23 protein-coding genes are annotated in these 23,692 nt (G+C 59.6%); 9 read left to right on the forward strand and 14 right to left on the reverse strand.

Going from position 1 to position 23,692, the window contains the following annotated elements:
- Positions 1–294 precede the first annotated feature (294 nt).
- The 9 genes from ACIP66_RS18495 to ACIP66_RS18535 form a co-directional block, all read right to left on the reverse strand.
- On the reverse strand, positions 295–1,038 hold the full coding sequence (locus ACIP66_RS18495) for a helix-turn-helix transcriptional regulator (protein ID WP_053124215.1): 744 nt from the start codon (positions 1,036–1,038) through the stop codon (positions 295–297).
- Positions 1,039–1,260: 222 nt separating this feature from the next.
- Positions 1,261–1,788: an inorganic diphosphatase gene (ppa, locus tag ACIP66_RS18500; RefSeq protein WP_003205933.1), complete on the reverse strand. Its 528-nt coding sequence runs from the start codon at positions 1,786–1,788 to the stop codon at positions 1,261–1,263.
- Between the two features lie 121 nt (positions 1,789–1,909).
- Entirely contained in the window at positions 1,910–2,722 is an 813-nt protein-coding gene (locus ACIP66_RS18505) for a zinc-dependent peptidase (protein WP_400649777.1), read from the reverse strand.
- A gap of 3 nt (positions 2,723–2,725) precedes the next feature.
- Positions 2,726–3,376 (reverse strand): DedA family protein, encoded by a 651-nt coding sequence (locus ACIP66_RS18510; RefSeq protein WP_400649779.1) that lies wholly within the window; start codon positions 3,374–3,376, stop codon positions 2,726–2,728.
- Positions 3,377–3,600: 224 nt separating this feature from the next.
- Positions 3,601–4,062, reverse strand: coding sequence for an N-acetyltransferase (locus ACIP66_RS18515; RefSeq protein ID WP_003228592.1), 462 nt, complete (start codon positions 4,060–4,062; stop codon positions 3,601–3,603).
- Positions 4,063–4,178: 116 nt separating this feature from the next.
- Positions 4,179–5,012, reverse strand: coding sequence for an ethanolamine ammonia-lyase subunit EutC (eutC, locus tag ACIP66_RS18520; RefSeq protein ID WP_400649782.1), 834 nt, complete (start codon positions 5,010–5,012; stop codon positions 4,179–4,181).
- Positions 5,009–6,403 carry an ethanolamine ammonia-lyase subunit EutB gene (locus ACIP66_RS18525; protein WP_053124208.1) on the reverse strand — a complete coding sequence of 465 codons (1,395 nt, stop codon included), beginning with the start codon at positions 6,401–6,403 and terminating at the stop codon, positions 5,009–5,011. Before ACIP66_RS18525 ends, eutC begins: the two co-directional genes overlap by 4 nt.
- Before the next feature lie 156 nt (positions 6,404–6,559).
- Positions 6,560–7,930 (reverse strand): ethanolamine permease, encoded by a 1,371-nt coding sequence (gene eat / locus ACIP66_RS18530; RefSeq protein WP_053124206.1) that lies wholly within the window; start codon positions 7,928–7,930, stop codon positions 6,560–6,562.
- A 264-nt stretch (positions 7,931–8,194) separates the two neighbouring features.
- Positions 8,195–9,715 carry an aldehyde dehydrogenase family protein gene (locus ACIP66_RS18535; protein WP_008083670.1) on the reverse strand — a complete coding sequence of 507 codons (1,521 nt, stop codon included), beginning with the start codon at positions 9,713–9,715 and terminating at the stop codon, positions 8,195–8,197.
- A 380-nt stretch (positions 9,716–10,095) separates the two neighbouring features.
- On the opposite strand from ACIP66_RS18535, the gene ACIP66_RS18540 reads away from it, so the two are divergent.
- The 4 genes from ACIP66_RS18540 to ACIP66_RS18555 all read left to right on the forward strand — a co-directional run bounded on the left by ACIP66_RS18540 (position 10,096) and on the right by ACIP66_RS18555 (position 14,473).
- Complete coding sequence (locus ACIP66_RS18540; RefSeq protein WP_400649787.1) at positions 10,096–12,006, forward strand: sigma-54-dependent Fis family transcriptional regulator; 1,911 nt, start codon at positions 10,096–10,098, stop codon at positions 12,004–12,006.
- A gap of 196 nt (positions 12,007–12,202) precedes the next feature.
- On the forward strand, positions 12,203–13,552 hold the full coding sequence (gene mpl, locus ACIP66_RS18545; RefSeq protein WP_400649790.1) for a UDP-N-acetylmuramate:L-alanyl-gamma-D-glutamyl-meso-diaminopimelate ligase: 1,350 nt from the start codon (positions 12,203–12,205) through the stop codon (positions 13,550–13,552).
- Positions 13,549–14,196, forward strand: coding sequence for a flavin prenyltransferase UbiX (gene ubiX / locus ACIP66_RS18550; protein WP_400649792.1), 648 nt, complete (start codon positions 13,549–13,551; stop codon positions 14,194–14,196). The genes mpl and ubiX overlap by 4 nt, the downstream gene beginning before the upstream one ends.
- Positions 14,189–14,473, forward strand: a complete 285-nt coding sequence (locus tag ACIP66_RS18555; protein ID WP_400649795.1) for a YceK/YidQ family lipoprotein — start codon at positions 14,189–14,191, stop codon at positions 14,471–14,473. The genes ubiX and ACIP66_RS18555 overlap by 8 nt, the downstream gene beginning before the upstream one ends.
- Before the next feature lie 86 nt (positions 14,474–14,559).
- Here the strand turns inward: ACIP66_RS18555 and ACIP66_RS18560 are convergent, their stop codons facing one another.
- The 3 genes from ACIP66_RS18560 to ACIP66_RS18570 all read right to left on the reverse strand — a co-directional run bounded on the left by ACIP66_RS18560 (position 14,560) and on the right by ACIP66_RS18570 (position 17,514).
- Positions 14,560–15,201, reverse strand: coding sequence for an oxidoreductase (locus ACIP66_RS18560; RefSeq protein WP_053124198.1), 642 nt, complete (start codon positions 15,199–15,201; stop codon positions 14,560–14,562).
- 27 nt (positions 15,202–15,228) lie between these two features.
- Positions 15,229–16,956 carry a C13 family peptidase gene (locus ACIP66_RS18565; protein WP_400649799.1) on the reverse strand — a complete coding sequence of 576 codons (1,728 nt, stop codon included), beginning with the start codon at positions 16,954–16,956 and terminating at the stop codon, positions 15,229–15,231.
- A 102-nt stretch (positions 16,957–17,058) separates the two neighbouring features.
- Positions 17,059–17,514: a MaoC family dehydratase gene (locus ACIP66_RS18570; protein WP_282358506.1), complete on the reverse strand. Its 456-nt coding sequence runs from the start codon at positions 17,512–17,514 to the stop codon at positions 17,059–17,061.
- 191 nt (positions 17,515–17,705) lie between these two features.
- Here ACIP66_RS18570 and ACIP66_RS18575 point away from each other — a divergent pair, with 191 nt between their 5' ends.
- Genes ACIP66_RS18575 through ACIP66_RS18585 form a run of 3 tightly spaced genes read left to right on the forward strand, consistent with a single transcriptional unit; the run spans position 17,706 to position 19,385 of the window.
- Positions 17,706–18,068, forward strand: coding sequence for a CidA/LrgA family protein (locus ACIP66_RS18575; RefSeq protein WP_400649803.1), 363 nt, complete (start codon positions 17,706–17,708; stop codon positions 18,066–18,068).
- Entirely contained in the window at positions 18,068–18,784 is a 717-nt protein-coding gene (locus ACIP66_RS18580) for an LrgB family protein (RefSeq protein ID WP_159814964.1), read from the forward strand. The genes ACIP66_RS18575 and ACIP66_RS18580 overlap by 1 nt, the downstream gene beginning before the upstream one ends.
- 10 nt (positions 18,785–18,794) lie before the next feature.
- Positions 18,795–19,385, forward strand: a complete 591-nt coding sequence (locus ACIP66_RS18585; protein ID WP_053124190.1) for an LON peptidase substrate-binding domain-containing protein — start codon at positions 18,795–18,797, stop codon at positions 19,383–19,385.
- A gap of 123 nt (positions 19,386–19,508) precedes the next feature.
- On the opposite strand, the gene ACIP66_RS18590 is transcribed toward ACIP66_RS18585, so the two are convergent.
- Positions 19,509–20,825: a bifunctional DedA family/phosphatase PAP2 family protein gene (locus ACIP66_RS18590; protein ID WP_400649806.1), complete on the reverse strand. Its 1,317-nt coding sequence runs from the start codon at positions 20,823–20,825 to the stop codon at positions 19,509–19,511.
- Between the two features lie 115 nt (positions 20,826–20,940).
- Positions 20,941–21,636 carry a DNA-3-methyladenine glycosylase gene (locus ACIP66_RS18595; protein WP_400649809.1) on the reverse strand — a complete coding sequence of 232 codons (696 nt, stop codon included), beginning with the start codon at positions 21,634–21,636 and terminating at the stop codon, positions 20,941–20,943.
- Between the two features lie 177 nt (positions 21,637–21,813).
- Between ACIP66_RS18595 and ACIP66_RS18600 the strand changes: the two genes are divergently transcribed.
- Entirely contained in the window at positions 21,814–23,085 is a 1,272-nt protein-coding gene (locus tag ACIP66_RS18600; protein ID WP_400649811.1) for a glutamate-5-semialdehyde dehydrogenase, read from the forward strand.
- Positions 23,054–23,692 (forward strand): nicotinate-nucleotide adenylyltransferase (gene nadD / locus ACIP66_RS18605; protein WP_400649814.1); only part of this gene is annotated, 639 nt, incomplete at its 3' end. The genes ACIP66_RS18600 and nadD, both read left to right, overlap by 32 nt.

Here is a 23,692-nt window from a genome sequence, read left to right on the forward strand (position 1 = left end):
GGGATAGGATTATTTCGGACAATTAAAAAGCCGGCTTGTGGCCGGCTTCTCGGGGACTGGCTTGGTTCATTTTTGGTAAACCGCGCCAGCCTTCAAAACGTACACCCGGATCTTGCGTCCGGCTGTGGGACTTGGTCAGAGGTTGGTCTGCCGCGTCGGGCGCTATCAGAACCGCAGGGCGGGTCGATGCGCAAATGTGGGGCGAAGGATACTGATTTTTACCGCAGATTCCCAGCCCGAAGTGCGGATTAGAGCTGTCAAAGCATCAGAAATAGCGTTGTGCACTGACGATCATTAGAGAAACGGCACCACCGGCCGACGCTTGCTCAGTGTCGACCACCAGAACACCCAGCCCAGAATATGAATCCGCTGCTCGTCCAGTTGCGCTGCACGGAAGATCTCGTCCGGGTACTCGGCACTGTTGTGGCTACGCAGGCGCAAGCCATTGCCCGGCATGCGATGCAGATACTTGATGCGCAACATCCCGTCGTGTTCGATCGCATAGATCTCGCCATCGACGACCTGAGTCAGTCCTCGATCAATGGCAACGATGGATCCGTCTTCGATTCGCTCGGCCATGCTGTTGCCGATCATGCGTGCACAGATAGCGTCAGAGTGTTTTATTTCAAGTTGATCCAGCTGCGCGCGAAGCAGGCGGATGGATTGATCCGTATCTTCGATGACGTGTGTTTTGCCGGTATCGGTGAGAGGTTTCTCATTGAAAAACACCAGGTCGATGTCGTTGGGATCAATGACCGTATAGACGCCGCGCACAGATTGGGCGTCGAAGGTGTCGCCATTGCTGGCAGGGGCATGGAGGCGCGGCGACTCCTTGTGGCCCTCTCCAGTTTTCAGCCATTCGCTGTTCACGGACAGCAGGCGTGAGACCTCTTCCATGCGATACGCCGGGACGCCCCGGGTGTACCAGTTGTGGACATTTTGGGCTTCCGTGCCCCAGAACTTTGCGAATCCCGTGGTGGAGATGTTCGCTGCTTCCAGGAGTGCCTTGAATCTTGGACCGCTCGTGTTCTTTCTCATAAACACGGAGTCTACGGCCGTGCCAGAGCGGTTTGAATAAACCGGGCGTTCAAAAGCAGGCTGAATTTTACGACGGGATGTAAGACGTTCTTGTGGGAAATTAAACAGGTCACAACAATATCAAGAGAGCGATAAACAGCCTGTTTAAGCGGCTGGCTCACGTCGATAAAAAAACCCCGGATATCCGGGGTTTTCTTCAAGCATCACGCAAGTCGAAGCGTCTTAGCCTTTGTAGGCAGCAACCGACTTGGTGATTGCTTCGCGGGCGGCGTCTGCACCGGCCCAGCCTTCGATCTTGACCCATTTGCCTTTTTCGAGATCTTTGTAGTTCGCGAAGAAGTGCTCGATCTGCTGGATCAGCAGAGGCGGCAGGTCGGTGTATTCCTTAACGTCCACGTACAGCTGGGACAGCTTGTCGTGTGGGACTGCGATGACTTTGGCATCGCCGCCGCCGTCGTCGGTCATGTTCAGGATGCCAACCGGACGTGCACGGATAACCGAGCCTGGCGCAACCGGGTAAGGGGTTACAACCAGCACGTCGAGGGGATCACCGTCGTCAGCCAGGGTGTTCGGGATGTAACCGTAGTTGGCCGGGTAGAACATTGGGGTGGCCATGAAACGGTCAACGAACAGGCAATCGCTGTCTTTGTCGATTTCGTATTTGATCGGCGCGTGGTTGGCCGGAATCTCGATCGCGACGTAGATGTCGTTCGGCAGGTCTTTGCCAGCCGGAATCTTGCTGTAGCTCATTGGGCGTTGCCCCCGTAGTTGACCAAAAACACTTGGCCGGATTGACCAAAAAGTGGCGGCGATTATAGGCATATTCTGCCGTCGACGCCATTCACCGAAAGTCCTCAAGGTCGCGCAGACCTTAGTCGTGAGCCTGATAGACCGGGTCGCTGGCCTGAAGTTGCCGCAACCTGCTCAATGGATCCTGACGATAGAAAAGTCGCAACTGCTCATAGACCTGTGGATAAGTCTCATGGAGCAGATCGGGTGCGCTGAAGAAGTACTCACTGGTGACGGCAAAGAACTCTGCCGGATTCTCAGCCGCGTAAGGATCGATCGCGGTCTCGGCGTCAGGATTACGCTCCAGTTGACCGTCAAGATCATCGTAAGCGGCCTGCATCACCTCGGCCCAGTCGCTGACGCGCATGTCCGCGTGCAGCGGTGGCAGGCCATTGGCATCGCCATTGAGCATGTCGAGTTTGTGCGCCAGTTCGTGGATCACCAGGTTGTAACCTTCCCAGCCACCACTGGCCATCACCCCAGGCCAGGCGAGAATAATCGGCCCCTGCTGCCAGGCTTCGCCGCTGTGTTCGCCATCCCATTCGTGCTCGACGCCACTGGCATCGCGGTGTCGTTGCGGGCTGACAAAGTCATCGGGATAAAGGACGATTTCGTGGAAGCCCTGATACCAGTTCAGATCGCCAAGATTGAGCAGCGGCAATTGCGCCTGAGCGGCAAGCAGCAGGCGTTGTTCCTGATGCAGTTCGACGCCGGGCAGGGCGGTCAGGTGTTTTTCTTCGAGGAACAGGACGCAGGCTTCGCGCAGCCACTGATCTTCGGCAGCAGTAATGCCGTCAAGAAAACTCAAGTGATGGCGCACCCGTTGCCACATGTCGTCGGCAATCGGATGCTTGGCGATGATACGTCGACGCCGCCAGGCGCTTAGCGACCACATCGCTTAGTGCGATTGGGCTTTGGTGCCGCCGAAACGGGCGCGAACCACGCCAAGAATCATCGGTATCAGCGACAACAGAATGATCGCGACCACCAGCAACGACAGGTTCTTCTTGATGAACGGAACGTTGCCGAAGAAATAGCCTAAGGTCACGAGGCCGCCTACCCAGAGGATCGTACCCAGAACACTGAAACCGAAGAAGCGCGGATACGGCATACGCGCAACGCCTGCCACGAACGGAGCGAAGGTACGGATGATCGGCAGAAAGCGAGCCAGCGTTACGGTTTTGCCGCCGTGCTTGTCGTAGAAATCATGGGTCTTTTGCAGATAGTCACGACGAAAGATTTTCGAGTTCGGATTGCTGAACAGCTTCTCGCCGGCCGTTCGTCCGATCACGTAATTGGTACTGTCGCCGAGAATCGCCGCGAGCATCAGCAAACCGCCCAGCAATACTGGATCCATGCCGCCGCCGGCCGCTACAGCGCCGGCGATGAACAGCAGCGAATCGCCCGGCAGGAATGGCATCACCACCAGACCGGTTTCGCAGAAAATCACCAGAAACAGGATGGCGTAGATCCACGGCCCGTAGTTGTTAACCAGCAAATCGAGATAAACGTCGAGATGCAGGATCAGGTCGAGCGGGTTGAAATCCATGGAGGCACCTGTATGGCGGCCCGACTCGGCAGGCCTGTGCGGATAACTTCGTGTAAGCCTACAGCGAGGTGTAGTTTTTCTTACAAGCTGGGAAGCTCGAGATTATACGGCCTGAAACATCAAAAGCGCGTTGGTTTTGTAGCGAGGGATGTCGGTGTGTGAGTAATTGTCAGGGAGTGGATCGCAGCCCCGTAGGAGCTGCCGAAGGCTGCGATCTTTTGACTTCAGAGCTCGTCGCTGATCGGCAACACGTAGTTCTTGAACTCGGTGTCTTCCTTGAACCCAATCGATTCGTAGGTTTTCTGCGCCACTTCGTTGTTGCTGCTGGTGGACACGCGCATGCGCACAGCCTGGGTTTCCTTGGCCATCTTCTTCGCAGTGCGGATCAGGTTGTCGGCGACCAGTTGTCGGCGCGCGTCTTCGGCGACGTAGATGTCGTTGAGGATCCATACGCGCTTCAGTGACAGCGACGAGAAGCTCGGATAGAGCTGACAGAAACCCATGAGCTTCTTGTCGTCATCATCGGCCAGCGCCAGATAAATCACCGATTCCTTGCGGCGCAGGCGTTTTTCGAGGAAGGCGCGGGACGAGTCGGGATAAGGCAGGGAGCCGTAAAACTCGCGGTATTTGACGAACAACGGCGTGAGCAAATCAAGGTGTTCGAGGGTCGCTTGGATAATCCGCATGTCAGGTCTCGTCCTTCAAGTGGCTGTCTTCACGTGCTGTGACGGCGACGGGAAACCCTGGCGGCCGTGCATCGATCCTGCCTCAAACAGGATCAGAAACGCAATGCAGAAACGGTTCAGTTTGGCGGCGGATCCAGTAGGAAGTTTCCTTTCATGTCCTGACCTGCATCCGACTCCAGCGTCTGAACTTGCGCTTCATCCTTCAGATTGACCCCCGACAGCTGCCGCCGGCACGCCTCCCGCATCAGGTACAGCAAGCGATGCGCCGCCATGCCGTAACTCAAGCCCTCCAGCCGTACATTGGAAATGCAGTTGCGATAGGCATCGGTCAGACCGACTTTTGGGTTGTAGGTGAAATACAGCCCCAAGCTGTCCGGCGAACTGAGGCCCGGGCGCTCACCAATCAGCATCACCACCATTTTCGCGCCGAGCAATTGCCCGATTTCATCGCCGATGGCGACGCGGCCCTGTTCCACCAATACCACCGGGGCGATTGACCAGCCATCGCCGCTCATTTGTTCTTCCAGCCGGGTGATAAACGGCAGTGTGTGGCGATGCACTGCCAGTGCCGACAAGCCATCCGCGACGACAATCACCAGATCGACCCCGCCGGGGTGCGCGGCCAAGTAGTCGCGAAGACTTTGCGCCGAGTCATCGCTGAGTTTGCGTCCCAGATCCGGGCGTTGCAGGTAGCTGTTGCGATCCAGCGCCGCACTGTGAAGCAGCAAACTCTCACGCCCTCGTTCACTTAATTGCGCACTGAGCCCCGCGTGATCAAACGGCAAATGCACCGCATCACGCGCCTGAGCGTGAGCAAACTGGAAATCCAGTTGTGCGCTGGTCGGCAGACTGGTGCCGGTGCGGCCAAGGGCAATCCGCGCCGGGGTCAGGCGGCGCAGTTCCAGCCAAGGGTTTTGCGGATCGACGGGCGGTTTATCCATGCGACTCATCCCAGTTGCGCCAGCGCTTGGCGGAAGGCCGGCGGCAGGTTGTTACCGAAGCGAACCTTGCCGTCCGCCTGCGTGAAGATGCCCATGTTGGCCAGCCATTGTTCAAATTCCGGGGCTGGTTTCAGGCCTAGTGTCTGGCGAGCGTAGAGCGCGTCATGAAACGAAGTTGTCTGGTAATTGAGCATGATGTCGTCGGAGCCGGGGATGCCCATGATGAAGTTGATCCCGGCGACACCGAGCAGAGTCAGCAGGGTGTCCATGTCGTCCTGGTCGGCTTCGGCGTGGTTGGTGTAGCAGATGTCGCAACCCATCGGCACGCCGAGGAGCTTGCCGCAGAAGTGGTCTTCGAGGCCGGCGCGGATGATCTGTTTGCCGTTGTAGAGGTATTCCGGACCGATAAATCCTACGACGGTGTTCACCAGAAACGGTTTGAAATGCCGTGCCACGGCATAGGCTCGGGTCTCGCAGGTCTGTTGGTCGACGCCGTGGTGGGCGTTGGCCGACAGGGCGCTGCCTTGGCCGGTTTCGAAATACATCAGATTTTGCCCGAGGGTGCCGCGATTCAGGCTCAGGCCGGCGTCGTAACCTTCCTGCAAAACATTCAGGTTGATACCGAAACTGGCGTTGGCCGCTTCGGTGCCGGCAATCGACTGGAACACCAGATCCAGCGGCACGCCCCGGTTGATCGCCTCGATCGAGGTGGTGACGTGGGTGAGCACGCAGGCTTGAGTCGGAATGTCGTAGCGCTGGATGATCGCATCGAGCATTTCCAGCATCGCGCAAATCGAGGCAATGCTGTCGGTGGCCGGGTTGATGCCGATCATCGCGTCGCCGTTGCCGTAGAGCAGACCGTCGAGAATGCTCGCGGCGATGCCGGAGGGTTCGTCGGTCGGGTGGTTCGGTTGCAGACGCGTAGACAGGCGCCCGCGCAGGCCGAGAGTGCCGCGAAATTTCGTCACCACGCGGATCTTCTGCGCGACCAATACCAAATCCTGCACGCGCATGATTTTCGACACGGCGGCGACCATTTCCGGCGTCAGGCCGGGGGCGAGGTTGCGCAGGCTGGTTTCATCGGCGGCGTCACTGAGCAACCAGTCGCGGAAACCGCCCACGGTAAGGTGGCTGACCACGGCGAAAGCCTGTTTGTCGTGGGTGTCGATGATCAGTCGGGTGACTTCATCGGATTCGTAAGGGATCAGCGCTTCTTGCAGGAAATGCGTGAGCGGGATGTCGGCCAGAGCCATTTGTGCTGCTACGCGTTCGCCATCATTGAGCGCGGCGACACCGGCGAGAAAATCCCCGGAGCGTGCCGGGCTGGCCTTGGCCATGACGTCCTTGAGGCTGTCGAAGCGATAGGTCTGGGCGCCGACGGAATGGGCGAATGCGGCCACGATATCCTCCTGTAATCGATAATCCCCTGTAGGAGCTGCCGCAGGCTGCGATCTTTTGATCTGGCTTTTAAAAGATCAAAAGATCGCAGCCTGCGGCAGCTCCTACAGGGTTCCAGCACAGTGCCTGAATGGGCGCTGTGCACTTTTATATGTCAGCTAGATACCTTCGAGCATAGCGTCTGTCGGTGCATCGGCGCGTTGCTTGGCGGTCAACTGGAAATACAGATAGCCAGCGGCCATAAAGCCAAGGAACACACAGCCGATCAGCGTGTTGAACCACGCCATCGCCACCAGACACACCACCGCCAGAAACAGTGCAATCGCCGGCACCACCGGATAACCCGGCGCGCGGAAGGTGCGTTCCAGGTTCGGCTCGGTTTTGCGCAGTTTGAACAGGCTGAGCATGCTGATGATGTACATCACGATCGCGCCGAACACCGACATGGTGATCATCGCGGCGGTCAAGGTCATGCCTTGCAGATTAACCAAACCATCGCTGTAAATTGCCGCAATGCCGATCACGCCACCGGCCAGAATCGCCCGGTGTGGGGTCTGGAAGCGCGAGAGTTTGGCCAGCCCTTTAGGCAGATAACCGGCGCGGGCGAGGGCGAAAAACTGCCGCGAGTAACCGAGGATGATCCCGTGGAAACTCGCCACCAACCCGAACAGGCCGATCCACACCAGCATGTGCATCCACGTCGAGTTATTGCCAACCACGGCTTTCATCGCCTGCGGCAGCGGATCGTTGATGTTCGACAGCTGACGCCAGTCGCCAACGCCGCCAGCCATGACCATCACGCCGATGGCCAGAAACACCAGGGTCAGAATGCCGCTGACGTAAGCCTTGGGAATCGTCCGTTTCGGGTCTTTGGCCTCTTCGGCGGCCATCGCCGCGCCTTCGATGGCGAGGAAGAACCAGATAGCAAACGGTATCGCCGCGAAGATCCCGGGGATCGAGGCCATGGTGAATTCGTTGGAGCCCGACCAGCCATTCAATACAAAATTACTGAAGCTGAAGCCCGGCGCCACCACGCCCATGAATACTAAAAGCTCGGCAACGGCCAGTACGGTGACCACCAGTTCGAAGGTCGCAGCAATGCTGACGCCGAGTATATTCAAGGTCATGAACACGAAATACGCGCCGACCGCCGCGATCTTCGGATCAAGTTCCGGATATTGCACATTCAGGTAGGCGCCGATGGCCATGGCAATCGCCGGTGGCGCAAAGACAAATTCGATCAGCGTGGCGATGCCGGCGATCAATCCGCCTTTCTCGCCGAACGCACGACGGCTGTAGGCAAACGGCCCGCCTGCGTGTGGGATAGCGGTGGTCAATTCGGTGAAGCTGAAGATGAAGCAGGTGTACATGGTCGCGACCATCAACGCCGTGACCAGAAAACCCAGGGTGCCGGCGGTGCCCCAGCCGTAACTCCAGCCGAAGTACTCGCCGGAAATCACCAGGCCGACAGCAATGCCCCAGAGGTGCAGGGTGCCGAGTGTGGGTTTGAGCTGTGTGGTTGAAGTCATAAGTCCTCGCCGTCTTTTTTATTGTTCGATTTTTTGGACTTTCGGGTGATGCGGTTGAGGTGGATGAGTGCTGTTCACGCAGCGGCAGTTTTGGTGCAGATCCTGAATGATGGGTACGCAAGGGCCGTGCCAGAGCGGCCAGGCATGTTGTGGGTGGTGTTATTGAGGACGCCTTCGCTGGCAAGCCATGCTCCTACAGATCCTGCGTAGCCCTGTAGGAGCAAAGCTTGCTCACGAACGCCGTTACACGATCAAAAGTCGGGCTTAGAAGAAACCCAACGGATTGATGTCGTAGCTCACCAGCAGGTTTTTCGTTTGCTGATAGTGATCGAGCATCATCTTGTGCGTCTCACGCCCCACGCCGGACTTCTTGTACCCGCCAAACGCGGCATGCGCCGGGTACAGGTGGTAGCAGTTGGTCCACACACGACCCGCCTTGATCGCGCGGCCCATGCGGTAGGCGCGGTTGATGTCGCGAGTCCACAGACCGGCACCGAGGCCGAACTCGGTGTCGTTGGCGATCGCCAGCGCTTCGGCTTCGTCCTTGAACGTGGTGATGCTCACCACTGGCCCGAAGATTTCTTCCTGGAACACGCGCATCTTGTTGGTGCCCTTGAGCAGGGTCGGCTGGATGTAATAGCCGGTCGACAGATTGCCCTCGAGTTTTTCCACCTTGCCGCCGGTCAACAGCTCGGCGCCTTCGCCCTTGGCGATTTCCAGGTACGAAAGAATCTTGTCGAATTGTTGCTCGGAGGCCTGCGCGCCGACCATGGTGTCGGTGTCCAGCGGATCGCCACGTTTGATTTGCAGGACTTTTTTCATCACGACGGCCATGAACTCGTCGTAGATCGATTCCTGTACCAGTGCGCGCGATGGGCAGGTGCAGACTTCGCCCTGGTTGAAGAACGCCAACACCAGACCTTCAGCGGCTTTCTCGATGAATGTCGGTTCGGCCTGCATGATGTCTTCGAAGAAGATGTTCGGCGACTTGCCACCGAGTTCCACGGTCGACGGAATGATGTTCTCGGCCGCGCATTTCATGATGTGCGAGCCAACCGGGGTCGAGCCGGTGAAGGCAATCTTGGCGATGCGTTTGCTGGTGGCCAGTGCTTCGCCGGCCTCTTTGCCATAGCCCTGAACAATGTTCAGTACGCCCGGCGGCAGCAGATCGCCGATCAGTTCCAGTAACACGGTGATGCCCAGAGGGGTTTGCTCGGCAGGCTTGAGTACCACGCAGTTACCGGCGGCCAGCGCTGGTGCGAGTTTCCACGCGGCCATCAGGATCGGGAAGTTCCACGGGATGATCTGGCCGACCACGCCCAGCGGTTCATGAATGTGATACGCCACAGTGTTGCCGTCGATTTCGGCAGCGCTGCCTTCTTGGGCGCGCAGGCAGCCAGCGAAGTAGCGGAAATGGTCGGCCGCCAGCGGGATGTCGGCGTTGAGGGTTTCGCGGATGGCTTTGCCGTTGTCCCAGGTTTCGGTGATCGCCAGCAGTTCGAGATTCTGTTCGATGCGGTCGGCAATTTTCAGCAGGATCAGCGAGCGCGCCTGCACGGAAGTGGAACCCCATGCATCGGCTGCGGCGTGAGCGGCGTCCAGTGCCTTGTCGATGTCTTCGGCAGTGGAGCGCGGGAATTCGGCAATCGGTTGGCCATTCACTGGCGAGGTGTTGGTGAAGTACTGACCTTTGACAGGCGCGACGAACTCGCCGCCGATGTAGTTACCGTACTTGCTCTTGAACGAGACTTTGGCGCCTTCAGTACCGGGGTGAGCGTAACGCATGATGATGTTCTCCTTGGCTTTGTACTTATTAGAGAAACGCGCAAGTGCGCTTGCTATAAGCGTAGAGCAAGGGTCGGGCCACTGCCGCGCGGAGCCGTGAAATCAAGGGGTTGGCAGGTTTTTGTCGGACGAGCGGAATGGCGCTGTGACGCTATCGGTACAGGCGGGGTGACAGTTTGTACCGCTTTTGGCACAGCCTGTGACCTTGCAGTCTTGCCAGCATTGCAATGGTGCGTGAGCTGGAGGATGCTCAACCCACAGCAACCCCTGTAGGAGCTGCCGAAGGCTGCGATCTTTTGATTTTGCTTTTTTGCAGATCAAGATCAAAAGATCGCAGCCTGCGGCAGCTCCTACACGGGGAATATGGAGAACAATAAGAAATGCACGACAACCATTTAAGTCGCCATGCCCAGCAGGTTCTCACCGTCAGTCAGGGCAAACCGCACCTGCACGGGCCTGGAGCTGATCCGTCGATTGCCCGGTCGTGGCTGCGCTGTCTTGAGGACTATCACCTCGACCCGGCGCTAAGCATCGCGCCGACCGTGCTTGAACACGGGCGTGTCCTCGAAAGCCGTGAACGTCTGCAACAAGTCCTGCAGATCGCCGGCAATGAAATGAGCAGCCTCCATCAACAGCTTTCGGGCGCAGGCCACGCGGTGTTGCTGACCGACGCGCGCGGGGTGATCCTCAATTGCGTCACCGCACCCGCTGAACGGAAAATTTTCGAACGTGCCGGCCTCTGGCTCGGTGCCGACTGGAGCGAAGCCTGCGAAGGCACCAATGGCATCGGCACCTGCCTGGTCGAGCGTCAGGCGCTGACCATTCATCAGGATGAACACTTTCGCGGACGCCACACCGGCCTGACCTGTTCGGCGAGCCCGGTGTTTGATCCGCATGGCGAACTGCTGGCGGTGCTCGACGTGTCCTCGGCCCGTCACGATGTCTCGCGGCAGAGCCAGTTCCACACCATGGCGCTGGTCAATCTGTCGGCGAAAATGATCGAGAGTTGCTACTTCCTGCGTTGTTTCGATAACCAATGGTTGCTGCGTTTCCACTTGCAGGCCGAGTCGGTCGGGCTGTTCAGCGAAGGTTTGCTGGCGTTTGACGGCGAAGGGCGGATCAGCGCGGTTAATCAGAGTGCGCTGAACCTGCTCGGGCATATTCGCGGCGGGCTATTGGGGAAACCTGTCGAGGCGTTCTTCGATTGTTCGCTGGATGAGTTGCTCGGCCGCGCCAGCGCGAATGCCAGCGCCAGTTGGCCGCTGCGCACCCGTGACGGGCGCCATCTGTTTGCTGTGTTGCGCGGTGAATCGCGTAAACCCGCGCCGATCATGCCGCTGGCAAAAATTATCGAAGCGCCGCGCCTGTCCGGAATCTGTCTGGGTGACGCCGCGCTGCAAGCAGATTTTCGCAAAGCACTGCGCGTGTTCGAGCGGGATGTGCCGCTGCTGATTAATGGCGAAACCGGCTCGGGTAAAGAGGCGTTCGCCAAAGCTGTACATCAAGCCAGTCAGCGCTCGGACAAAGCTTTTGTCGCGCTCAACTGTGCGGCGATTCCTGAAAGTCTGATTGAAAGCGAGCTGTTCGGTTATCGCGGCGGCAGCTTTACCGGCGCAAGAAAGGATGGCATGCGCGGCAAGTTGCAGCAGGCCGATGGCGGCACGTTGTTCCTCGATGAGATTGGCGATATGCCGCTGGCTTTGCAGACGCGTTTGTTGCGGGTGCTGGAGGATCGGCAGGTGGTGCCGATCGGTGGCGAACCGGAATCGGTCAACGTGCGCATCATCAGCGCGACGCACCGCAATCTGTTGGCGCGGGTTGAGGACGGCAGCTTTCGCGAGGATTTGTATTACCGCTTGAACGGGCTGGAAGTGGCGCTGCCGGCGCTGCGTGAACGCAGTGATAAATCGCAGTTGCTGGATTTTCTGCTGGCCGAAGAGGCGGGCGGCGAAACGATCCTGATCGAAGAGCCGGCGCGACAGGCGTTGCTGGCGTTCAACTGGCCGGGGAACGTGCGGCAGTTGCGTAATGTGCTGCGCACGTTGGCGGCGTTGTGTGATGAGGGGCGGATCGGGGTGGACGATTTGCCGGCGATGATTCGGCAGGTGCGCCCACCAGTGGTGGAGTCCGCTCTGTCCGAGCAACCACTTGAAGATGCCGAACGATTGGCGTTGCTCAGTACACTGGAGCGCACGCGCTGGCATATGACCCACACCGCCGAGCAACTCGGCGTGAGTCGCAACACCCTCTACAGAAAGCTGCGCAAACACGGCATCGTCCGAACTGCATAAATCCCCCTGTAGGAGCTGCCGAAGGCTGCGATCTTTTGATCTTGTTATTTTCAAGATCAAAAGATCGCAGCCTCGTTGCACTCGTCAGCTCCTACAGGTGGGGTAGTGATCGTGGTGGTGGGTGATGGTGATCACCTAAAGAGTGCGATTTCCCCCTCCCTACGCTAACCTGCGGCCATGTTTTACGAGGTCGACTATGCACATTCATATTCTGGGTATCTGCGGGACTTTCATGGGCTCGATGGCGGTTCTGGCCAAAGAGCTGGGCCATCACGTGACCGGCTCCGACGCCAACGTCTATCCGCCGATGAGCACGCAGCTTGAAGCCCAAGGCATTCAACTGACGCAAGGTTACGACCCGGCGCAACTCGATCCGGCACCGGATCTGGTGGTTATCGGCAATGCCATGTCGCGCGGCAATCCGGCGGTGGAATATGTGCTGAACAAAGGCCTGCCGTACGTTTCCGGCCCGCAGTGGCTGGCTGATCACGTGCTGCAAGGTCGCTGGGTGCTGGCGGTTGCCGGCACGCATGGCAAAACCACCACCAGCAGCATGCTCGCCTGGGTGCTGGAACACGCCGGCATGAGCCCGGGTTTCCTCATCGGTGGCGTGCCGCAGAATTTCTCGGTATCGGCGCGACTGGGCGGCACGCCGTTCTTCGTGATCGAGGCTGACGAGTACGACAGCGCGTTCTTCGACAAGCGCTCGAAGTTCGTTCACTACCGTCCGCGCACCGCGATCCTCAATAACCTTGAGTTCGATCACGCCGACATCTTCCCGGATCTGCCAGCGATCGAGCGGCAATTCCATCACTTGGTGCGCACCATTCCGAGTGAAGGCCTGGTCATCCATCCGACCACCGAGCCTGCCTTGCAGCGGGTGATCGAAATGGGTTACTGGACGCCGGTGCAGACCACCGGTGCTGGCGGGCAGTGGCAGGTCAAACTGTTGAGCGAAGACGGTTCGGCATTTGAGGTGATGTTTGAAGGCGTGTCGCAAGGCACTGTCGAGTGGGAACTGACCGGCCAGCACAACGTTGCCAACGCCTTGGCGGCTTTGGCAGCGGCGCGGCATGTTGGCGTAGTGCCATCGATGGGCATTGCCGGTTTGAGCGCGTTCAAGAACGTTAAGCGTCGTATGGAGAAAGTCGCCGAAGTGCGCGGCATCACCATTTACGACGACTTCGCTCACCACCCGACGGCCATCGCGACGACCCTCGACGGCTTGCGCAAACGCATCGGCGACGCACCGCTGATCGCGATCATCGAACCGCGCTCCAACTCGATGAAGCTCGGCGCCCACCGTGACGGCTTGCCGGCCAGCGTGGTCGATGCCGATCAGGTGATTTGGTACGCCCCGGCCAACCTCGGCTGGGATCTGGCTGGCACCGCCGCGTTGTGCACCGTGCCGTCGATTGTCAGCGATTCGCTGGAAGGCATCATCGAGCGCGTGAAGAGCCAGGCCCAGCCCGGCACTCACGTAGTGATCATGAGCAACGGCGGCTTCGGCGGCCTGCACGGCAAACTCGCCGAGGCGCTGCAATGAACACTTTTTCGCAGGGCAACGGCCCGGAGCGCATCACGCTGGCGATGACCGGCGCCTCGGGCGCGCAGTACGGTTTGCGCCTGCTCGATTGTCTCGTGCGCGAAGATCGCGAAGTGCACTTTTTGATCTCCAAGGCTGCGCAGTTGGTGATGGCAACCGAGACTGATGTCACGCTGCCGCCGAAACCGCAGATGATGCAGGCGTTCCTCACCGAATACACCGGGGCGGCCGCCGGGCAGATTCGCGTGTACGGCAAGGAAGACTGGATGTCGCCGGTGGCTTCGGGCTCTGGCGCACCGGCAGCGATGGTCGTGGTGCCGTGCTCGACGGGCACGTTGTCGGCGATTGCCACGGGCGCCTGCAACAATTTGATCGAACGGGCTGCTGATGTGACGTTGAAGGAGCGACGCCAGTTGATTCTGGTGCCGCGTGAAGCGCCGTATTCGAGCATTCATCTGGAGCACATGCTCAGGCTGTCGAACATGGGCGTGACCATTTTGCCGGCGTCGCCGGGTTTTTATCACCAGCCGCAGACGATTGATGATTTGATCGATTTCGTTGTGGCGCGGATTCTCAATCTGCTCGGTATTCCGCAGGACATGCTGCCGCGTTGGGGTGAGCATCATTTGAGCAGCGATGAATAAGCTGCTGGTGATCGGGCTTGTGGTGTTGCTGACCGGGTGCGCCACGGCGCGCACCTTGGATGCGGCGAAACCGGGCGCGCCGGTGGTGTACTCCGGGACGCGGCTGGATTTGTACGCGATGAATGGCGGGTGCTGCGCGATGGATCGGTTCGGGGCTGAAGCGCCGAGCTATCCGGGTGTGGATCTGCCGGGGAGTGCGTTGCTGGATACGTTGTTGTTGCCGTTGTCATTGCTGACGGTGATCGGCGTTAGTTTTCAGGCGACTGGCGGATTGTAAACATCAAAAGATCGCAGCCTGCGGCAGCTCCTACAGGGGGTTCGACTTGAACTTGTAGGAGCTGCCGAAGGCTGCGATCTTTTGCTTTATTTGCCTAACTTGCGCAAATCATCCGACTCAATCACCCGAACCCCATCCTGTTCTTCCAGCGCCAATCGCCACATCGCCCGCGCCAGTTGGCACGCCTCAATACCGCGATATTTACCCGGAATCAGCTTCGACAACGGCCCGGCCAACTGCTCGGCCAGACGCGGTTCAGTGCGTTCGCCCAACAACAGCGAAGGCCGGCAAATGGTCAGCTGCGGCCAGTCCTGTGCACGCAAGGCCTGCTCCATTTCGCCTTTGACGCGGTTATAGAACACCGATGACTTCGGATCCGCGCCAATCGCGCTGATCACGATCAGATGCCGCGCGCCCATCTCCCGCGCGCGTTTGGCGAACGCCACGACCATGTCCAGATCAACCGCGCGAAACGCCGCTTCGGAGCCTGCCTGTTTGATCGTCGTACCGAGGCAGCAATAGGCGATATCGACGCGGCCGCTGAGCTGCGGCAGAAACGCCTGTGGATCACCGACCGGGTTTTCCAGGTGCGGATGTTCCGCCAATGGCCGACGCGACGGGGCGAGCACGCGAGAAATCGTTGGCTCGTTGAGCAAACGGTCTAGTAGATGTTCACCGGTCAAACCGGTGGCTCCGGCAAGCAATACGTGCTGAGGCGTCAAGTACATAGTGTCTCTCCCTTGATACTGTTCAGCTTAGTTGCTCTTTGTCGCTCCGTCGTTCAATGCAGCACTTTGCAAAGCTTTTCTTGCTTGTTGTTTGCGCAGCGTTTGCCAGTGCGACAGCACGGTTTTCGGCGCCCAGATCTGCGGCTCCGAGGCTTCGAAATTGTCCGCCAGTTCACGCTCGGCGACGGTGGCCTTGGCCAGTTTGAAGGCTTGCTCCAGGTCATCGGTCTGGTTCAGTGCCTGGGCGAACAGTGCATCGCCGAAGTAGGTGAAATTGGCCTCTTCCGAGCAACCGAAGGACACCCGATCGGCGCGCGAGGCGGTCATGATCAGCGTGCGTTCGTCTTTCAGCGCCGGGATGAAACCGCCGGAGTAGCACGAGGAAATCACGATGATCTTGTCGCGATTTTTCAGCGGCGCCAGCACTGCAGCGAGTTCGTCAGCGGGCAGGTCGGCCAGTTCCATGCGCGGTTGATCGAGCACCAGTTCATGTTCGGCGGTGCCGTGGCTGGTCAGGTAGATAAACAGCAGATCTTCCGGGCCAGTACGTTCAGCGAGGGTTTGCGCAGCGCGGCGCAGGTTCTCGCGGGTGGCCATCGGTCGCTCGGCGAGGTGGTCGCGATGGTTGACCAGACGGATCTGGCCATAAGCACCGAAGCGCGTGCGGAGCATATTGGCGACGAAGTCCGATTCGCGCAGGAACACGCTTTGCTTGCCGTCGCCGCCAAGAGTCAGCGTGTACAACTCGACTGCCGGGGTTGACGCCGGGATGGCGGCCAACGCTTCATTGAGCAAACGGCCCTGAGCGAGCAAACCGAGTTCGAGGGTGTCGGGCAACAACTTGCCATCGGCGTCACGCACGCGCTGGCCGTTGATCCAGGTGCCGCTCATGACGCTGCCATCGGTCAGCACCAACGTGCCGCGCCCTGCGTAGCTGTCGTTGTCGAAACCGCCGATGTAGAAACTGCCATCAGACAGGTTCAAACGGCCCGGCCCGCTGAAACGCCAGTCGCTGAAGGAACCGATGTAATGGCTGCCGTCGGCGCCGATCAGTTCGCCCTTGCCGGTCAGCGCGCCTTCTTTGAACTGGCCGAGCCAGACATCGCCGTCAGCGTTTTCGTAGCGGCCCTTGCCGTGCAATTGATTGTTCTTGAAGCCGCCGACGTAGATGTCGCCGTCAGCGCTGTTGAACGTACCGTTGCCTTCCAGCTGACCGTTGACGAAATGCCCGCTGAACGTGTTGCCGCTGGAGTCGCCGCGCTGGCCTTCGCCGTTGGGTTTGCCGTGGGCGAACTGGCCTTGATAGGAGCTGCCGTCGTCCATTTCCAGACGACCGAGCCCGGAATACTGATCAGCCTTGAATTCGCCACGGTAGGTCATGGCGTTTTCTTTCAGGGTGCCTTCACCGTCGCGTCGGCCCTGTTTGAAGCCGCCGGTGTAGCTGCTGGCGTTGGTGGTCAGGCTGCCCTGACCATCGAACAAGCCTTGCTGAAACTGGCCGCGATAGACCTCGCCATTGCTGCCGTGCCATTCGCCCTGACCATGCCACTGACCTTTGTCGAATTGCCCGGCGTACCAACTGCCATTGGGATAATCGACGCGCCCCTGACCTTGCAGCAAGCCATCGACCAGTTCGCCACGATAGCGTCCGCCGTCCGGCAGGCGCGCATCCGGGGGCAACAGCGATTCGCCGTCGCCGCACGCGGTGAGCATCAGGGTCAAGGCAATGGGTGCGAGGGAAGCGAGTGAGCGCATAGCGGGATCCGGGCAATTAGGCGACCGAGTATGCCGCAGCTATGCGTCGCATATATAGAGACGTGACGCGAAACAGCGTGCGCTGCTTCGCATCCGGAACGCTTAGACGAAGCAGAGCGACAGTGGCTCAGCGATATAGGCCGGTTTGTCCGAGCCTTCTATCTCCAGTGTTGCCGTTGCTTTGAGCAGCCATTGGCCGGGTTTTTTCTCGGTCACTTCGCCCAGATCGACCTTGAGACGAACTTTCGAATTGACCTTCACTGGCTGGATGAAACGCACGCTGTCCAGACCGTAGTTGACGACCATCTTCACGCCTTGCGGCAGGATGAGGATGTCTTCCATCAATTTCGGGATCAGCGACAACGACAGGAAACCGTGGGCAATGGTGCTGCCAAATGGCGTTTGCGCGGCTTTGACCGGGTCGACGTGAATGAACTGAAAATCCCCGGTGGCTTCGGCGAACAGGTTGATGCGCTCCTGATCGATGGTGAGCCATTCGGAACGTCCGAGTTCCTTGCCGACATAATCTTTGAGCTCTGCAACTGGAACGTAGGGCATTGAGACTCTCCTTGGGTTCATCGGTTTTATAGTTTTTCAGGTGGGGGATTTGACCGCCCTGCGAACCACTGTAGATCAACATGGCAATTTGCTGCGGTCAACTGACCATGCTTTTGGCGAATGCCGATCCATAGCGCAGGCGTGCTTATAATGCCGGCGATGAACGGGAGAGAGACGGGGAGAGAAGTCGGATGTTGTTACGTGGCCTGACCATGCTGGTGCTGTTTCAACTGCTCGGCACGGCACTCAATCATTTGCTGTTGGCGGTGCTGCCGGGGCCGATTATCGGCCTGCTGCTGTTGCTGATCTTCCTGATCATTCGCGGTGAAGTCGGCGAACCGCTGAACCTCGCGGCCGGCAGTCTGCTGCGTTATCTGCCGTTGCTGCTGGTGCCGCCAGCGGTGGGGGTGATGGTGTATGCGAGCGACATTGCCGCTGATTTTTGGGCAATCGCCGGTGCGCTGGTGTTGTCGCTGGTCTTGTCGATGGCCTTCGCCGGTGTGCTGATGCAGCGCATGGTCAAGCGTCACGCGCCGCCGTCGGAGGAGTCCTGATGCTCTTCGATTGGCAAGGTGCCTGGGCCTCGGTCATCCATCATCCATTGTTCGGCATCGGCATCACCCTTGGCGCCTATCAACTGGTGCTGGCGGCGTTCGAGAAAACCCGCTGGATCTTTCTGCAACCGGTGCTGGTCTCCATGCTGTTGGTGATCGGCGTATTGCTCGGCTGCGGCCTGACCTACGCCGAGTACCGCAAGAGCACCGAGATCCTCAGCATTCTGCTCGGCCCGGCGACCGTGGCACTGGCGGTGCCGCTGTATCTCAACCTGCGGCGCATTCGCCAATTGTTCTGGCCGATTTTTACTACGCTGGTGATAGGCGGGGTGGTCGCTACGGGCATGGGCGTGCTGTTGGGTTGGTGGTTCGGCGCTGAGCACATGATTCTGATGACCATGGCGCCGAAGTCGGTGACCTCGCCGATCGCCATGCTGGTCGCCGAACAGATCGGCGGCGTCGCGGCGCTGGCGGCGGTGTTTGTGTTGATCACCGGGGTGATCGGCGCGATTTTCGGCCCGGCGCTGTTGACCCGTCTGGGCGTACACAGCCCCGAAGCGCGCGGCATGGCGCTGGGCATGACCGCCCACGCGGTCGGCACCTCGGTGGCGTTGCAGGAAAGTGATGAGTGCGGCGCGTTTGCGGCGCTGGCGATGAGTCTGATGGGCGTGGCCACGGCGGTGTTCCTGCCGTTGGCGGTGTCGATGGTGGTGTAAGGAAATGTCTATGAGTCTGCCGCTTTTCCCGCTGAACACAGTGCTGTTTCCCGGCTGCAACCTCGACTTGCAGATCTTCGAGGCGCGCTATCTCGACATGATCGGCCGCTGCATGAAGCAGGGCGGCGGTTTCGGCGTGGTGTGCATTCTGCAGGGCAGCGAAGTCGGGCTGGCGCCGGAGGGCTATGCGCTGGTCGGTTGCGAGGCGCGCATCACCGATTTCCAGCAGCAGGACAACGGTTTGCTGGGGATTCGCGTGCAGGGCGGGCGGCGTTTCAACGTGTTGCGCACCGAAGTGCAACGCGATCAGTTGATCCTTGCCGACGTCGAATGGCTCGACGATGAACCCGAGCAACCGCTGCAGGACGAGGACGCCGATCTGGTCGCGCTGCTCAAAGCGCTGGCCGAACACCCGATGGTCGAAGCGCTGAACATGGGCACTGACGCGCTCGGTCAGCAGTCGTTGGCCAATCAATTGGCGTATCTGCTGCCGTTCGCCGAAGAAGACAAGATCGATCTGCTGCAACTCGATGATCCGCAGCAGCGACTGGATGCGATCCAGGCGCTGCTTGATGAATTGCAGGGCGAGTTGTTTGCCTGATCCATCGTAAAAGATCGCAGCCTGCGGCAGCTCCTACACGGTTTGATTGCACATGCGCGCGATGTGTCGGGCGTGAAATGAAATCCCATGTAGGAGCTGCCGAAGGCTGCGATCTTTTGATCTTCAATACGCGTAACGCAACATCGTGTTCGGCAAATGCCTAAACACAAACAAACTGAACAACACCAGCAACGCCGGCAGTATCAGCCACCAGACCTTGAACGGCATGGCATTCAGCGGCTCTTTGCGCTGGCTCAACCACAACCCCGCCGCACACACGCACGCCGCGAGCATCGCGCCGGCGAGAATGTCCGTCGGCCAATGCGCCCCCAGATACACCCGCGACAAGGCAATCGACAGAGCCGGAATGCAACCGACAAAGAGCCAGGTCAGGCGCATGCGTGGCGGTTGGCCGCGACCAGCCAACACCGCGAGCACCAGAAACAGCGCGAACGACCCCGACGCGTGGCCGCTCGGCATGCTGTAACTGGTCAGCGGATCACTCAGTACTTCCGGACGCACCCGCGCGAAAAACATCTTGGTGCCGGTATTGAGCATCGCTGTGCAGAGCAACACGCCGCCGGCAAAGATTGCCTGGCGCCATTGCCGGCACAGCAGCAACAGACCGGTGAGCAGGGCGCTGAACATCAGCATGTTGCGGAATTCGCCGATCAGGGTGAACGTCACCGCGATCTCATCGAGCAGCGGCTGGCGGTGTTCCTGCACCAGCGTCATCACGCCTTGGTCGAGCGCCGTCAGGTACGGGTAACCAATGAACAGGCCAATCAGAATCAACAGGCTCATGCTGCTGATCCAGATCGTCGCGCGGCGATGGCGGCGCAGGCTGCTGTTGACGCTGAGGCCGACCATGACCGCAATGCTCGCGGCGACAATCCCGGCCTGTAGCCAGAAACCTTCCGGCAGCGGCAGACGAATCGCCGCGCCAGTGGCCCAGCCTGGCAGCAGATAGGCGACGCTCCAGCCGGCGGCGGCCAGCAGACTGACGGCGGCAAAACGCGGGAACGGCATGTCGCACATGCCGGCGACCATTGGCAGCATTGGTCGCAACGGGCCGATAAAGCGACCGACCAGCAAACTGGCGATGCCATAACGCTGGAAATAGCTTTCTGCGCCGGCCATCCATTCCGGGTGATGGCGCAAGCCCGGCAGACGGCGGATGTTCTGGTGGAAGTGGCGACCGAGGAAATACGAAATCGCATCGCCGAGAATCCCGCCGAGGAAACCCAGCAGTAAGGTTTCGCTCAACGACAGCGCACCGCTGCCGGCCAGTACGGCCACGGCAAACAACAACACCGTGCCGGGCACGATCAATCCGGCAATCGCCAGGCATTCCACGCAGGCAACAATGAACACCGCTGCGGCCAGCCACTGCGGATTGGCCGCCAGCCAACCGGTCACGCTATCGAGCCATGGGCCCATACCAAAAAACTCCAAACCATTGATGATCCCCTGTAGGAGCTGCCGAAGGCTGCGATCTTTGTTTTTAAAAGATCAAAAGATCGCAGCCTTCGGCAGCTCCTACAGGGGTTTGTGTTTACAGCAAAAAATAATCCCGGCCTTCGACCTGACCGCGGCGCAGCGGGTTCCGCGTGCACCATTGCGCATAAGCGCCGTCGACGAAGCGGTACATCAGGTGTTCGTCACGGCCATGGGGGATGCCCAGTCGCGTGGTTTGAATGATCTGCAAGGGCGCCGGGCCGGTGTCTTCGACCAGAATCAGTTCATGATCGAAACGCTTGGCGTCCCACATCGGCACCTTCAACCCCAGCGCCTTGCACAGCAAAGTCTGCCCGGCACAGAGCTTCTGCGACGGTCGCGCACGCCCTTGAGCGTCAGGATTGTTCAATAGCATCTGCGCCAGACTCGCCGGCCCGCTGACTTCATCGACCCACGGATAGGCCGATTTGATCAGTACGGCATTGCCCGGCCCTTGCGCACTGAAGTTCAGCGAATCACCGCCACGGGCGTAATACATATAGATGTGTCCGCCATCCAGAAACAAAGCCTTACGCTTTTCCGTGTAACCGAGCGAGGCATGGCTGCCTTTTTCCGCGCAGTAATAGGCTTCGGTTTCGATGATCCGCGCGCTCAGCCACAGACCGCCAACGCGATGGCGAATGACTTTGCCGAGCAGATCCTTGGCGAGGATCTGTGCGTCACGGTCGAAAAAAGCGTCGGCAAGCCCCGCAGGCTGGCGCTCGGCGCTGGCGCGAACAGTCAGGTTGGACATGGCAAGCGATGTTTATCCGGGCTGATGAGGTCGTGATGATAACAATTCAATGCTTAATTACGGCTGAACGTCGGCAAATTGCAGTCCATTTCGACCATCCGCCTGTCACCGCTGTTAGTCCCGGGACGCGACAGCTATAATCTGCCGCTTTCCTCTTTGCCAAGACCCCAGCAGACCATGACTGAGTCCGTTCTTGACTACATGACCCGATTGGGTCGCGCCGCCCGCGAAGCTTCCCGGGTCATCGGCCGTGCCAGCACCGCGCAGAAAAACCGCGCCCTGCAGGCTGCTGCCAATGCCTTGGACGCCGCTCGCGCCGAGCTTGCTGCAGCCAATGAGCAGGATCTGGCCGCCGGTCGCGCCAATGGTCTGGAACCGGCACTGCTGGAACGTTTGGAACTGACCCCGGCGCGCATCGACGGCATGATCGTCGGTCTGCGTCAGGTGGCTGCGCTGCCGGATCCGGTCGGCGCGATCCGTGACATGAGTTTCCGTCCGTCGGGCATTCAAGTCGGCAAGATGCGCGTGCCGCTGGGCGTGATCGGGATCATCTATGAATCCCGGCCCAACGTGACCATCGATGCCGCCAGTCTGTGCCTGAAGTCCGGGAATGCAACGATTCTGCGTGGTGGCTCCGAAGCGATTCACTCCAATCGCGCAATTGCTGCGTGCATTCAGCGCGGTCTGGCCGAGGCCGAACTGCCCGCCGCCGTGGTGCAAGTGGTCGAAACCACCGACCGTGCCGCCGTTGGCGCGATGATCACCATGCCCGAGTACGTCGACGTGATCGTGCCGCGCGGAGGCCGTGGCCTGATCGAACGCATCAGCCGCGATGCCCGTGTGCCGGTGATCAAGCATCTGGACGGCATCTGCCATGTTTACGTGAGTGCCCACGCCGATCTGGCGAAAGCCCAGCGCATTGCCTTCAACGCCAAGACTTATCGTTACGGTATTTGCGGTGCGATGGAGACGTTGCTGGTCGATCAAACAGTTGCGAAGGATTTCCTGCCGGCGATGGCCGCCCAGTTCCGCGAAAAAGGCATCGAACTGCGTGGTTGCGAGCGTACCCGGGCAATCATCGAAGCGGTCGCGGCCAGCGAAGAAGACTGGAACACTGAATATCTGGCGCCGATTTTGTCGATCCGCGTGGTCGACGGGCTGGGTCAGGCGATTGAACACATCAACCATTACGGCTCGCATCACACCGACTCGATCGTCAGCGAAAACCTCGCCGACACCCGCCGGTTTGTGGCGGAAGTCGACTCGGCGTCGGTGATGATCAACACGCCGACGTGCTTCGCCGATGGATTTGAATACGGATTGGGTGCCGAGATCGGCATTTCTACTGATAAGCTGCACGCCCGCGGCCCGGTGGGCCTCGAAGGACTGACCTGCGAGAAGTACATCGTGGTCGGTGATGGCCAGTTGCGCGGCCAGGCGACGGTCTGAGTTGACCGACCTCGACCTGACCACGGTGCCCGCCGGCAGCGACGTTCGACCTCAACGCATTGGCGTTCTGGGCGGTACGTTCGACCCGGTGCACATCGGCCATTTGCGCGGTGGGCTGGAAGTTGCTGAAGCGCTGGCGCTCGACGAGTTGCGCTTGATGCCGAACGCGCGGCCACCGCATCGCGGCATGCCGCAGGTGTCGGCGCAGGATCGGCTGGCGATGGTTGAATGCGCAGTGGCCGGCGTGCCGCCACTGGTGGTGGACGCCCGTGAGTTACAGCGGGACAAGCCGTCCTGGACTATTGATACCCTGGAGTTGATGCGCGCCGAAATGGCCGCCGAGACCCAGGTTTTTCTGCTTTTGGGCTGGGACGCATTTTGCGGCCTGCCCACTTGGCATCGCTGGGAAGAGTTGCTCCAGCATTGCCACATCCTGGTGCTACAGCGCCCGGACGCCGACAGCGAACCGCCGGATGCCTTGCGCAACCTGCTGGCAGCGCGTTCGGTGAGCGACCCGCTGGCCCTGAAAGGGCCGAGGGGACCGATTGCATTCGTCTGGCAGACACCGCTCGCGGTTTCCGCCACCCAGATCCGTCACCTGCTGGCC

Origin of the sequence: Pseudomonas sp. NPDC088429 (assembly GCF_044753305.1) — a bacterium.
Lineage (GTDB): Bacteria > Pseudomonadota > Gammaproteobacteria > Pseudomonadales > Pseudomonadaceae > Aquipseudomonas > Aquipseudomonas rustica.